We start from the raw sequence: 13,402 nt of genomic DNA, 5'->3' as shown, positions 1-13,402 counted from the left end.
AGTCGCCTTCGGTGGAATAAGAGGCCCAACATGGAAGGCGCCGACCGAAGCAGGGGCACCGCGATTCGAACTCTTTGAAGCAGTGCCACACCCCTGCCGAGGCAGGGCTAGGCCGGCCCGCGACCACCAGCCCGGCCTCAGCCGCACACCTGGCCGACGGTCACTGCACAGGCAGGCCACCCATACTTGCGTTAGTGTGCCTGACATCACACTGATAATGATCAATTGCGACCCGGAAACCCGTGAAGCGCGGCGCGCTGACCTCGACAAACGCCGCGGATCGACCAACCTGCATCCGGTGTTATGTGCAAATTGTCACAGCGCTGTCGTTCGCGTCGCTGTGTGCGAAGACCGTATCGTTCTGATCAACCGAAACCACTCGGTTACCGCCCGCGAGGGCACTAGGCAATACGCCTGCCTCCTCCGGCCCTGTCGAGTCGGGGCGACTCCGGACCCGGAGCGAGTCACAAGGAGCTCGCTCTCTCAACGGAGGAGGTGAGGCCGCATTGGCCTACGTTCCCCACGGGAAACGGCACCGCAAGGTGTCGCACCCCGTTCAGGAAGAAAGCCGGACCCGCAGCTTGCTCAGGGCAGGGATCCGGCTCCTTCTCTGGACGGCCTGGCAAGAGGTGCGCACCCATGTTGCCCAGTGGTTGCGTGACCACTTGGGCTGGTGGCCCTTCCAGTAGCACCACCTGCGGCCCCGCCGGTGTTCTCGGCACTGGCCGGGCCTTCTATTGCACCTGCCCCAAGTGGCCAAACCACGGTGGGCAGACCTGTTGAATGCTAGCTACTGGCCAGTCCATTTGCTACATCGGAGCCTACCCGAGTTCCGTTTCACCTCCGCCCGACAGACGGAGCAATTTCCGTTGCCCTGCTACCGGCGATCATGTGCCCATCTAAGGCTGTCGAGCCGGTAACACATGACGCTTCCAGGCCACCATCGACAGCTCGTTAGACGACCATGCCGTCAGGTCTTCCGGAGGACCAAGGAGTTCGGTTCCTGCAGCCTTATGGGTTCGGTTGCCGCAATGACGGGTAGTCGACTGATCGCAATGCACCCGCCAGGCACCCATGTATCGCGTAGTGCAGGGCGAGCCATCCCGTGGACAGCCAGGGGAGCGGCCGCTGGCCGGTCCGCGCGGGAAAGGTGTGGCCCGGCCCCCACCAACGTGAAACCCCAGGTCTGTGACCTGGGGTTTTGGTGGGTCGCCAGGGGATCGAACCCTGAACCCGCGGATTAAAAGTCCGCTGCTCTGCCAGTTGAGCTAACGACCCGCGTGCTCAGGTTACAAGGTCCAGACGATCTTGTGCGGTACTGGTGGGCGGTTCTGGGCTCCGATGAAGGTCACATGCGCTGGGGATGTGGGGGATCCACGTCGCCACGCTCGTCCGCGGTGAGGCTTCCACTCCGGTGCGGGCCAGAGGCTCGGGTGACCGGTGGTGTCTTCGCAGGTGGTGAGCGTCCTCGCCGGATCGGAGCAACCGGGGGCGGGGGTGGACGTCTTCAGGGGCGAAGGGCGTGGGATGCCGACACACCAGATCTCGGAGGGGAACCGTTCATGAAGCGCAACCGGACTCGTGCACTGGGCGCTGTTGCCGCTCTCGCCGGCGGGGTCGCGCTGCTCACCGCGTGCGGGCAGGGGATCGCCGCGCCTGAGCAGGGCGGCAACGCGCTCACCGGGCAGGCCGGCCAGCCCGGGGGTGCCGCGCAGGAGCAGGTGGCCGCGTGCTCGGCCGACGACGTCGACGTGACGCTCACCCCGCAGCCAGGGCGCCCCGGTGTCCTGCTGCTGACCGCGGTCAACAGCTCGCAGGAGGCCTGCACCGTCGACGGCTGGGCCGACCTGAAGCCGCTCGACATGACGGGCTCGGTGATCGACGTGCCGACCGAGCAGGTCGAGGTGCCCGGTGCGCCGACCGCGACCCGGCTCGAGCCGGGTGAGACCGCGTTCGCCGGGGTGCAGCTGGAGCTGGGGAGCAAGGAAGACCCGAACGTCCGCGTGGCCACCGGCTTCTCGGCCTCGATGCCGGGCGGCGAGGGGACCACCAACGCCCACATCGCGTCCCCCTCGAACGCCGGCGGCTACCCCGAGTTCCCGGTCACCGCGGTCCAGATCGGGTCCTTCCAGCCCACCGGCCAGGGCGTCACCGTCTTCTGACCAGCGCCGCTCGGGGGACCACGGGGGGCACCGGGGTCGTGAGCGCTGAAGCCACCTCCAACCGGCTTTCGCACTCACGACCACAGCCAGGCCGAGGCGGAGTCGACCGGGGAGTGTCCGGCTCAAGCAATGCGGGAGTCGTGAGCGCTGAGGCCGCCTCCAACCGGCTTTCGCACTCACGACCACAACCGGGCCGAGGCAGAGTCGACCGAGGGGCGTTCGGCGCAGGGGCGTGGGGGGTCGTGAGCGCTGAGGCCGGTTGGGGGCGGTTTACGCACTCATGAGCAGGTCTGAGGGTGTCGTGGGGTGACGGTCGTCGGGGCGGTTGCGCGCGGGTTGGGGTGCGGCTCGGTGCGCGACCGGATCGGGGGAGGAGTGAAGGGCGCCTTTCGCCAACCCGGTTGGTGAAAGGCGCCCTCCGCCTCGTCTGGGTCGCTCGATCGGGAGGCGGTGCGGGTGAGCTCGGGGTGGCTCAGTCGCGTTGTTGCTTGAGCTGGTTGAGGACGTCGTCCCAGAGCCAGCGGTGGTGGCCGGTGGGCAGGGTGAGCGACGGTTTCAGCAAGCCTTCGCGGACGTAGCGCGCCAGCGTCCGGGGAGAGATGCCCAGACGCTTGGCCACCTGACCGGTTGTCAAACAACCGGGGGTCTCGTCTGCCACGTCTAGACCGTATGACCCGATCGAGCGGATGTCGACCAGAATACCCGTCTATCTCGATCATGCGTCTCCGTTCCATCGGTCTCGTTTGTCTCGACTGTCTGATTTGGGAGACCGCATGACAGCAGCGCTCTTGCAGGACGACGTCCACGCGGGGACGGCGTCGTATCCGTTCGTGGTGGTCGGGGGCGGCGTTGGTAGGTGTGCCGGGTGGCCGGGGCGGGGTGTGCGCGGTTCCTCGCCGACACCGGGGGCATGGCGATCGACGCCCTCGAACGGCGCGAGAGGGCCAGCCACGCCGCGGCGTTGATCTGCCTCAGCTACGGCTCACCCGTTCCTGCGCCGCGGGCCCACCGACTGCGGACCCCGTCGACCGAGGGGAGCGCCTGAGATCGCGACCGCACTGCCCGGCATCATCATGATCGTCAGCGGTGCCGTCTGCTACCTGTTCGCGCTCTGCTGCGGCACCTCCGGCCCGCAGCACGCCGGGGGACGCGACGGCGCGGTCCCCGCGTGGTAGCTCATCGAGGACGTCGAAACCGAACGACGACGCGAACCCAACCGGGCGACACCGACTCCGCGAACCACGAACCGGTCCACCACCGTCCACACCAGACGAACCGACGCCACAGTCCACTCCGGACGCGTCTCCGACCGCAGTGCCACCGGTCGAGCTCCCACGTCGAGTCCTCGACGCGCTCCGCCGCCTCTGACGTCGCTCACTCCCCACCAGACCGGCGGGTTCTCCGATCCCGGCCCGGCCGCGACCGCGCCCCCGACGATGCGGGCGGGCCCTGCGGGCCGGTCGGCGCTGCTCCCCTCCCCGCAAAGCCGACCGGCCGCCCCCACCGCACATCCACGGACCGTTCCGCGCGACGTCCACAGTGGACCGCCGTGACTCCACAGCGGATCGGACGCCCGATCCCCACCGAGACCGCGTGCACCAGGGACCGGTTCACGGCCCCACGGCGTGGAACCCGCCGTCGGCCAGCACCATCGACCCCGTCGTCACCGGCAACCAGTCGGAGAGCAACGCGCAGATGGTCCGACCCACCGGTTCCGGGTCGCTGCTGTCCCAGCCCAGCGGAGCCCGCTCCTTCCACGCCTGCTCCACGTCGTCCGGCCCGCCGATGGACCGGGCCGCCACCGTGCGCAGCGGCCCCGCCGCCACCAGGTTCACCCGCACCCCTTCCGGGCCGAGCTCGCGGGCCAGGTACCGGGTGGTCGACTCCAGCGCGGCCTTGGCCACGCCCATCCAGTCGTAGCCGGGCCAGGCCACCCGGGCGTCGAAGTCCACACCGACCAGCGCACTGCCCGGACGCAGCAGCGGGCGGCACGCGACCGCCAGCGACTTCAGCGAGTAGGCCGACACCTCCACCGCGGTCGCCACGTCCTGCCACGGGGCCTCGAGGAAGCCCTCGCCGAGGCAGGACCGCGGTGCGAAGGCGATCGAGTGCAGGACCCCGTCGAGGCCGTCGACGTGCTCGCGCAGCTGCGCGTCGAGCCCGTCGAGCATCTGCTGGTCGGTGACGTCGAGCTCGATCACCGGCGGCGGGTCCGGCAGCCGGTTCGCGATGCGCCGCACCAGGCTGAGCCGGCCGTAGCCGGTCAGCACCACCTGCGCCCCCTGCTCCTGCGCGACCTTGGCCGCGTGGAAGGCGATCGAGGACTCCGTGAGGACCCCGGTGATCAGGACCTGCTTGCCCGCGAGCAAACCAGGCACGCGCTCCTCCTCTGCGAGTTGACGAGCCCGGCAAGCGCCGGGCCGGTGGATCAGTGCCCCATGCCGGCGCCGCCGTCGACCGGGATGAGCGCCCCGGTGACGTACCCGGCCTGGTCCGACGCCAGCCAGCGCACCACGGCCGCCACCTCGGCCGGCTCACCGCAGCGGCCCAGCGGGACGCCGTCGAGGATCTGCTTCTTGCGCGCCTCGGGCAGGGCGTCGGTCATGTCGGTGGTGATCAGGCCCGGGGCCACCACGTTGGCCGTGATGCCGCGCGAGCCGAGCTCGCGGGCCAGCGACCGCGCCAGCCCGAGCAGCCCGGCCTTGCTCGCGGCGTAGTTGGCCTGCCCGGCCTCGCCGCGGAACCCGACCACCGACGACACGAACACCAGCCGACCGCGCCGCTGGCGCAGCATGGTCCGCGCGCCGCGCTTGGCGACCCGGTAGGCGCCGGTGAGGTTGGTGTCGACCACCCTGGTGAACTGTTCCTCGTCCATGCGCAGCAGCAGCTGGTCGTCGGTGATGCCCGCGTTGGCCACCACCGTGGTGATCGGGCCCAGCTCGGCTTCCGCCTCGTCGAAGGCGGCGTCGACCTGCTCGGCGTCGGTCACGTCGCAGCGCACGCCGAACATCCCGCTCGGGGCCTCCGGGCCGCGGTGGGTCACCGCGACCGCCTCACCCGCGTCCTGGAACTCCCGCGCGATCGCCAGGCCGATGCCCCGGTTCCCGCCGGTCACGAGCACCGCCATCGCTCACCCGTCCCACGCGCCGAGCACGACCACCGCGTTGTGCCCGCCGAAGCCGAACGAGTTGCTCATCACCACGCGCACGTCGTGCTGCTGCGGCTCGTGCGGCACGAAGTTGATGTCGTCGGCCAGCGGGCGGTGGCAGTTGATCGTCGGCGGCACGATGCCGGTCCGGATCGTCTGCACCGCGGTGATCGCCTCCACCGCACCGGCGGCGCCGATCATGTGCCCGGTCATCGACTTGATGGAGCAGACCGGGATCTGCGTGACCCGCTCGCCGAGGACCTCGCGCAGCGAGGCGACCTCGGAGGCGTCGTTGAGCTTGGTGCTGGTGCCGTGCGCGTTGACGTGGTCCACCTGGTCCGGCTCGATGCCGGCGTCGGTGAGCGCGGCGCGCATCGCGCGCTTGGCGCCGCGCCCTTCGGGCTGCGGGGCCGTCCAGTGGTAGGCGTCGGACGAGCAGCCGTAGCCGAGTACCTCGGCCAGGATGGTGGCGCCGCGCTCCTGCGCCCGCTCGGCCTCCTCCAGCACCAGCACGCCCGCGCCGGCGCTCATCACGAAGCCGTCCCGGTCCTCGTCGAACGGGCGGGACGCCTCCTGCGGGGCGTCGACCCGGCGGGACAGCGCCCGCGCGTTCCCGCTGCCCGCCAGGTCGACCCGGGTGACGCAGTTGTCCGCGCCCCCGACGACGACCGCGTCGGCCACGCCGAACTGGATCCAGCGCGCCGCCTCGCCCAGCGCGTCGGTGCCGGTGGCGCACGCGCTGCTGATCGCCCGGCTCGGGCCCTGCGCGCCGAGCGCCATGCTGATCTCACCGGCGGCGCTGTCGATCGCGCCGGTGATCGGGGCGTACGGGCTGATCGCGCGCGGCCCCTTCTGCCGGATCGTCACGGAGAAGCCGTCGATCGAGTTGACCGCGCCGTAGCCGCTGCCGATCAGCACGCCGACCCGGTCGGCGTCGTCCTCGTCGATCTCCAGCTTCGCCATCTGCTGCGCCTGCACGGCCGCGGCCATGGCGTACTGCGCGTAGCTGTCCATCCGCCGCGCGATGGTGCGCGGCATGTGCACCGTGGGGTCGAAGTCCTTGACCTGCCCGGCGATCGAGGTGGGCAGGTCGGAGGTGTCGAACGTGCTGATCTCGGCCACCCCGCTGCGGCCGGCCAGGAACGCCTCCCAGGTGGCGTCGAAGGTCAGCCCGACCGGGGTGACCGCACCGAACCCGGTGACCACCACGCGACGGCGCGAGCGCCGGATGTTCTCGGAAACCATGGGTTTGCTCCTCGTCAGTCAGTGGGCGGTGCCGAAGTCGCCGTCCGGCCGCAGCGCGGAGTCGTCGAGGGAGACCGGGACCTCGACCACGCTCGGCGTGCCGTCGGCGGCCACCCGCACCGCCTCGGACAGGGCCGCGACCAGGGCGTCGCGCCGTTGCACCACCGCGTGGTGCACCCCGGGGGTGCGCACCAGCGGCCCTTCGTCGCGGGTGAAGCAGAACCCGCTCAGCGGTGGGTCGTGCTGCTCGGCCTGCTGCTGCAACCAGCCGTAGCCGCCGTTGCGCAGCACCAGGTAGCAGACGCCGATCCGCTCCTGCACCAGCGTGCGGAGGTCGCTGGAGAACAGGGTGAACGCGCCGTCGCCGACCAGGGCGAGCACCGGCCGGTGCGGGTCGGCGACCTTGACCCCGGCCGCCGCGGCCGCCCCGAAGCCGAGGCTGGTCTGCTCGGAGGGCACCACGGAACCGCCGTCCCGGCCGCAGCGGTAGTTCGGGAAGAAGTAGGACCACATGTCCTGCAAGCCGTTCTCCTGCACCAGGACCCGGTCTGCGGGCACCGTCCGCTGCACGGCGGCGAGCACCTCCGGGACGCGCAGCGGCTCGTCCGACCCGGCCAGCCGCGCGAGCTCCGCCCGGTGGTCGGCGAGCACCCGCTGCCGGGTGCTGGTCACCAGCCCGGCCCACTCCGCACGGCTCGCCGCGGTGCCGAGGTCGCCGGCCAGCCAGTGCTCGACGGTCGCGGCCGCGTCCCCGGTGAGGCACGGTCCGGAGAAGTCGGCGGAGAACTCCGCACCGTCCACGTTGAGCTGGACCACCGGCACCGAGTCGCCGATGGGCTCCGGCCAGCCGAACGTGGCCGTCTCCTCCAGCCGGCTGCCGAGACTCACCACGCAGTCCACTGTGGACCACAGCGGTGCGGTCGCCGGTGCGGCGTACAGGCCGGACAGGCCGAGGAAGTGCGGGTGGTCCTCGTCCACCGCGCCGCGACCCGAGGCCGTGCTGAACACCGCCGCGCCGAGGCGCTCGGCCAGCCGCTCCACGACACGGTCGCCGTTGCGGTGCCGCATGCCGCCACCGACCAGCAGCAGCGGCCGCCGGGACGCCCGCACCGGCTCCGGCACCACCGCCGACCCGGTCGGCCCGGACACCACCGGCCCGGCACCGCGCACCAGGACCTCGGCGGTGAGCAGGTGGTCCGGCACTTCCAGGTACACCGGGCCGGGCGCGCCCTGCGTCGCGACCAGCAGGGCCCGGCGCAGCGCCGGGACCAGCCGGTCGGGGTGGTCGACCCGGTGCGCCCACTTCGTCAGCGGTGCGAGCGCGGAGACCTGGTCGAGCTCCTGGAACGCGCGGGCACCGCGGTGCTTGACGTCGGTGCCCGCGCCGACCAGGACCACCGGGGCGCGGGAGCACGTCGCCTCCAGCAGCCCGGTGGTGGCGTTGGTGACCGCCGGGCCCTTGCCGATGACCGCGACCGCCACCGACCCGGTGTGCAGGGCCTGGCCGGTGGCCATGAACAGCGCGTTGCGCTGGTCCCGGCACAGCACCAGCCGCGGCGGCTCGGCCGCGCGCTCCAGCGCCGACAGCAGTTCCAGGTCGTCACCGGGCAGGCCGAACAGCGTGCGGACCCCGTGCTGCCGCAACACCTCCAGGACCGCCGCCCAGGCCCCTTCCACGTGGTCAGACATGGTCGCCCGCACCGATCAGCTCGCGCTCGCGCGCCGCCGACGACAGCGTGCCGAGGTAGTCGGCCACCGCCTTGGACAGCAGCAGCGGCTCGGCGACGCGCTTGGTGCCGAGCGCCGCGTAGTTGGCGACGATGCCCCGGCCGCCGAACGGCTTGTTGCCGTCGTCGTGGTCCACCAGCGTGCTGTTGACGGTCACGCAGTGCCGCTTCCGGAGGAACTCCACCACGTTCGGCATGTCGCCGTAGACCGTCGCGCCCATCGCGCGGTCGATGTAGAACGGCGAGTTCAGCACCGACAGCAGCTCCTCCTCGGTGGAGTAGCGCACCACGTTGAAGATCGGCGCGAACATCTCGTGCGCCGGCGCCTTCGGGTCCAGCGGCAGGTCCAGCACCGTCGGGCGCAGGTGCATGTCCATGATGCTGACCTCGCCGCCCGAGACGATGTGCTCGGAGTTGCGGCGCAGGTAGTCGAAGGAGTCGGCGAACGCCTCCAGGTAGTACATCGACCCGTAGTCGCTGGTGACGTCCCGGTTGTCGCCGTGGCGGAGCTTGCCCACGTAGTGGCACAGCGCGGGCACGAACACGTCCGCGATCGACTCGTGCACGAAGATCCGGTCCGGGCCGAAGCAGTCCTGCCCGGAGTTGATCATCCGCACGTCGATGAGCGCCGGGATGGCGCTGCGCAGGTCCGCGTCCGGCCCGACGATGAACGGGTTCACGCCCTGGCCGAAGAACACGAAGAGCTGGTCGGACCGCAACTGCTGCCGGACCTTCTCCGCGTTGTGGTAGGTGCCGGTGAACACGATGACCTCGGAGGCGTCCACCGGGCCGGCGATGAACTCGCGCTGCGCCACCGAGCGCTCGTGGATCGGCAGCCCGTGCACGTCCGCGAGCAGCGCGTGCAGCTTGCGGGTCAGGTCCGCGATCTTGCTGGAGGCGCGGAAGTGGACCTCGCCGGAGTACAGGCTCGGCACCAGCAGGTAGAGCACGTAGGCGTACAGCGGGATGTTCGACGGCATGAACACCGCCGTGCTCCCCACCGCCCTGGGCTGGTACCGCAGCACCTCGTCCTGCGCGCCCTCCAGGGTCCGGATGCACAGGTCGATCTCGCCGTTGGCGGTCGCGTGGTGCTCCAGCTCGGTGAGCAGCTCGTGCACCTCGGTGCGGTGCGTCTGCAGGAAGTCCACGACGTTGCGCAGCGCCTGCAACCGCTCCGGGTACGGCACCAGCAGCTTGCTGGCGTTGGTGCCGCCGCCGCGGGCGATCTCGCGCAGCGCCTCGGTGTCGACCTTCCCGTTGAGGTTGAGCGGGAACTCCGGCACCACGACGACGCGGTTCGGCAGCTCGTAGTCGGCCAGCTCGGCGGTGAACCGGTGCCGCCAGTAGCGCGCCTCACGCCCCTGCTCGTCGGCCACCACGAACACCAGCTCGCTGCCCAGGCGCTCGTTGTCGAACGGCACCACGCGCACCTGGCACCCGCAGCGCTCCACCTTCTCGACCAGCGCGTCCGGGTAGATGGTGTGGCCGAGCCGGTGCACCGCCTGCTTGCGGCCCACCACCGTGAGGTTGCCGTGCTCGTCGAGCCAGCCGAGGTCGTTGGTGCGGTAGTCGCGGTCCTCGACCGGCACCAGCTCGCCGTCCGGACCGAGCAGAGCGGTCATGTAGTCCGGCGTGCGGACCACGATCTCGCCCTTCTGCCCGGTCGGCACCGGGTTGCCCTTCGGGTCGACGATCTCGATCTCGATGCCGTCCAGCGCCTGCCCGACGCCATGCGGGTCGTCGCCGACCGCGAGCGCGATGTTGCCCGCTTCGCTGCTGCCGTAGCCGTCCAGCAGCGGCTTGCCCATGACGGTGCGGAACCGCCCGGCCAGCCGGGCCGACAGCGGTGCGCCGCCGACGCACCACATCCGCACGCTGCCCAGCGCACCGTGGTAGCGGTTGCGCTTGTCGTAGATGGCCAGCATCGCGTCGTAGCTGGACGGGGTCGCGTCGACCACCGTCACGCCGTGCTCGGTGATCCGGTCGAGCGCGCGGTCCAGCCGCGCCGAGGAGCCCACCACCAGCGTGAACTCCGTCCACCACCACAGCAGGATGATGGACAGCCCGTACTGGTGCGAGAACGGCAGCAGCGGCATCAGCACGTCGTCGGCGACGTACTGCATGCGGCGCTGGGTGCGCTCGATGTTGGCGCGCACCGCACCGCCGGAGCGGACGATGCCCTTCGGCGTGCCGGTGGTGCCCGAGGACCACAGCACGAGCCCGTCCTCCCGCCGGTACCAGGCGTCGAAGGACAGCGCCTCCTTGACGTCGGCGAACGCGTCGGCCGGCTGGGGCGTGCGCATCCCGCTGAGCACGCCGCTGAGCGGCACGGCTTCGACGCCGGAGTCGTCGGGCAGCACGTTGTCGTCGCACAGCAGCCACCGCGCCCTCGCGTGCGCGGCGACCCGGCTGTGCTCCTTCGCGGACTGGCGGTGGTCGATCAGCACGATCGAGGCGTCCACCGCGATGAGCGCCAGCAGCGCCACCACGAACTCGGCGGAGTTGTCCGCCGACAGCAGCACGCGGTCGCCGGGCCGGACCCCTCTGCCGCGCAGCCGTGAGGCCAGCAGTGCGGCGTCCCAGGCGACCTGGTCGCGGGTGACCACACCGTCGTTGGTGATCAGCCCGCCTCGTCGATGATCCCCCATGCAACTACGCCTTCCTAGTCCCGTGGACGAGAACCGTTGGGTGTCGGGTGCGACGGCGGGTCAGCTCTCCGCGCCCGTGCGCGCGAGGTCCGCGGTCCGCACCGAGTGCTGGACCAGGTGGTCCTGGAACTTCTCGTCGATGCCGATCAGCTTCATGTGCCTGCGCAGGATGTCGATGCTCATCTGGCGCAGCCCGGCGCTCGGGGCGCCCGCGGTCTCCTCGTCGATGCGCAGGGCCAGCGGGACCGCCTTCTCCAGCACCTCGCAGATGTCGTCGTGGTGTCCTTCCTGGACACCCGTGCGCAGCGCGTGCATGCCGAACCCGACGTGGCGGGACTCGTCCCGGCACATCGCGGTGAACGCGGTCTTGATGCCGTCGAGCAGGTCGAGGTCGCGCAGCGTCTGGACCAGGACCCGCTGCCCGACCAGGGCGAGCACGCCCTCGGTGATCATGTGGAAGAGGGTGACCGCGCGCAGCCACCGGGCGTAGTCCAGCGGACGCTGCTGCAGGTCGCTGACCAGGCCGGCCTCCAGCAGGCTCAGCTCGCGGTGCGCGGGCGCGGTGATCTGCCAGCTGTCGACGAGCATCTTCTTCGGGTCGGCGTCCATGCCGAGGATCTCCTCGCCGAGCCGGAAGACGAGGTGGGTGTGCCGGGTCTCGTCGGCGATCTGGGTGCCGAGGAAGACCGAGTACTGCTCGTCGGGCGAGCCGGTGATGATCGGCCCCAGCATGTCCAGCCCGGTGTACTCACCGATGATGAACGTCGCGATCGACCCGGCGACGATCTTGCGCAAGCCGGGTTTGAGCACGGTGTCGAAGTTGTGCCGGTCCTGCTCCAGCGGGATGTCCACTGCGGACCACTGCTGGCGTTCCCACCTCTCGTACAGCTCCTTGGGCTTCAGCCTCTGCTCGGCGACCAGGTGCGCGTGCCGCATCACCTCGCTCACCGGGAGCTTCGGCATCTCGCTCAGCGACACCTCGTCCATCAACAACGGAGTCCAACGGCTCATCTCGTTCCTCACGGCCACTTCGGGTCGGGGCCGGCGTGAACCGCGACGACAGCACGGCACGCAGGCACCACAGGACTGCGATCGAGGACCTGCGCACAGCGATGACCCAGCTGGCGCAGGGAAGTGAGACTGAAGCGGCTCCTGATTGCGGAGAGTGATCGCGGAGCGACCACAGTGAACCAAGAACCGCTGATCGGGTCAAGCGGGATGACCCAATGTCGACGCTCGACCAGTGCGCAGTCCACCGGTTTGTCCAGAACTGGCCACGTGCTCGGCCGAACGGACTACCTCGCTCTGACCATGACAGCAATCGACCGGACTTTCCTTGACAGTGCAGGTGTGCAGCCATAGCGTTCCGCGCCAACTGGAGGGCCTCGACCTGGGGAAAGGAACCGAACCACGGAACTGGGGTGGAAGGCTGCGCGAATCCGCGACGGGAAAGAGCCGAGAATTCGCGGGAACCGATGATCGCCGCGCTGCGTCGAAGGGCACGGGAGGACGTGGCTCCGAGGAATTCCGGTCCCACCGGGAACCGGTGACCGCAGAGCCGCGTCCGAAGTGGGACTGAAGCGAGCAAGGCGATCCGGAGCACCGGGAAAACACAGGCGAGTGCGCCGTGGACGATCGGCGGACAACTGCTGCCCGCAGTTGTCGCCGACCCGTTCGCGCCATTCTCCACCACTCGGTCGGAAGTGGATGACCACGCTCCCGACCTCATTTCGTGCTGCGTCGTGAACACCTACCGAAGAGACGGTGGAAATGCAGGGAAGACTCGTCCGCATCGAATGGGCGACCGAAGACGACTACGAGCTCATCGCGAGCTGGCTGAAGCCGCTCTCCCCCGCCGCGGCGATGACCGCGGACAGCCGCGAGTTCCTCACCCCGGCCAAGGTCAAGGCGGTCAACGAGGACGGCGGCGTGCGGTTCTTCATGGCCGTGACCAGGGACGGAGACCGCGTCGGCGCGGTCAACTACCGGTCGGTGAACAGCTCCGGGTCCTACAGCATCGGCGGCGTGGTGGGTGACGCGCACAAGTGGAGCCGCGGTTACGGGGCGGAGGCCTTCTGGCTCGTCATCGACCACCTCTTCAACAACCTCAACGCGCACCGCGTCGAATTCTCCACCGCCGTCTACAACAAGGAGACGATGAGCATCCTGACCAAGGGCGGTTTCGTCCTGGAAGGCGTGCTGCGCGACTACCACTTCGTCGACGGCATGTACTACGACCGCACCATCTGGTCGATCCTCCGCGAGGAGTTCGAGGAACACGCGGCGGCCAACCGCGACCTCTACCCGGTCATCGACGCGATCCCGGCCGAGGACAAGCAGGCCGCGCAGGAGATGTTCCGCAAGTACCTGGCGAACGACCCGCACACGTCGCTGCAGGACTTCGAGCAGCGCGCCGCCCGAGTCCGCCCGTACTGATCTCCAGAGCAGTTCCGGGCACACTTGTTCGCTCTT

Annotated in this window: 9 protein-coding genes and 1 tRNA gene; 2 read left to right on the top strand and 8 right to left on the bottom strand. The window is 70.1% G+C overall.

The features are described from left to right. Positions 1-1,202 precede the first annotated feature (1,202 nt). Positions 1,203-1,278, bottom strand: a tRNA-Lys gene (locus tag HNR68_RS04730). Between the two features lie 284 nt (positions 1,279-1,562). On the opposite strand from HNR68_RS04730, the gene HNR68_RS04725 reads away from it, so the two are divergent. Then, entirely contained in the window at positions 1,563-2,162 is a 600-nt protein-coding gene (locus HNR68_RS04725; protein WP_179718003.1) for a DUF4232 domain-containing protein, read from the top strand. A 472-nt stretch (positions 2,163-2,634) separates the two neighbouring features. Here HNR68_RS04725 and HNR68_RS04720 read toward each other — a convergent pair whose 3' ends face one another. The 7 genes from HNR68_RS04720 to HNR68_RS04690 all read right to left on the bottom strand — a co-directional run bounded on the left by HNR68_RS04720 (position 2,635) and on the right by HNR68_RS04690 (position 11,941). Continuing rightward, positions 2,635-2,820 carry a MerR family DNA-binding transcriptional regulator gene (locus tag HNR68_RS04720; RefSeq protein ID WP_179718001.1) on the bottom strand — a complete coding sequence of 62 codons (186 nt, stop codon included), beginning with the start codon at positions 2,818-2,820 and terminating at the stop codon, positions 2,635-2,637. Between the two features lie 952 nt (positions 2,821-3,772). Further along, on the bottom strand, positions 3,773-4,540 hold the full coding sequence (gene fabI / locus HNR68_RS04715; RefSeq protein WP_179717999.1) for an enoyl-ACP reductase FabI: 768 nt from the start codon (positions 4,538-4,540) through the stop codon (positions 3,773-3,775). 50 nt (positions 4,541-4,590) lie between these two features. Beyond that, on the bottom strand, positions 4,591-5,289 hold the full coding sequence (gene fabG / locus HNR68_RS04710; RefSeq protein ID WP_179717997.1) for a 3-oxoacyl-ACP reductase FabG: 699 nt from the start codon (positions 5,287-5,289) through the stop codon (positions 4,591-4,593). 3 nt (positions 5,290-5,292) lie between these two features. Beyond that, positions 5,293-6,555 carry a beta-ketoacyl-ACP synthase II gene (gene fabF, locus HNR68_RS04705; protein ID WP_179717995.1) on the bottom strand — a complete coding sequence of 421 codons (1,263 nt, stop codon included), beginning with the start codon at positions 6,553-6,555 and terminating at the stop codon, positions 5,293-5,295. Between the two features lie 18 nt (positions 6,556-6,573). Then, positions 6,574-8,244 (bottom strand): thiamine pyrophosphate-binding protein, encoded by a 1,671-nt coding sequence (locus HNR68_RS04700; protein ID WP_179717992.1) that lies wholly within the window; start codon positions 8,242-8,244, stop codon positions 6,574-6,576. Continuing rightward, a complete protein-coding gene (locus HNR68_RS04695) occupies positions 8,237-10,930 on the bottom strand; it encodes an aldehyde dehydrogenase family protein (RefSeq protein WP_179717989.1) in 2,694 nt (897 codons plus the stop codon). The genes HNR68_RS04700 and HNR68_RS04695 overlap by 8 nt, the downstream gene beginning before the upstream one ends. Before the next feature lie 60 nt (positions 10,931-10,990). After that, positions 10,991-11,941, bottom strand: a complete 951-nt coding sequence (locus HNR68_RS04690) for a ribonucleotide-diphosphate reductase subunit beta (RefSeq protein ID WP_179717987.1) — start codon at positions 11,939-11,941, stop codon at positions 10,991-10,993. Between the two features lie 759 nt (positions 11,942-12,700). Between HNR68_RS04690 and HNR68_RS04685 the strand changes: the two genes are divergently transcribed. After that, positions 12,701-13,366: a GNAT family N-acetyltransferase gene (locus tag HNR68_RS04685; protein WP_179717985.1), complete on the top strand. Its 666-nt coding sequence runs from the start codon at positions 12,701-12,703 to the stop codon at positions 13,364-13,366. Positions 13,367-13,402: the final 36 nt, after the last annotated feature.

It is taken from the genome of Saccharopolyspora hordei (assembly GCF_013410345.1).
Taxonomy (GTDB): Bacteria; Actinomycetota; Actinomycetes; order Mycobacteriales; family Pseudonocardiaceae; genus Saccharopolyspora; species Saccharopolyspora hordei.
This window is presented reverse-complemented; position numbering and strand designations above follow the sequence as displayed.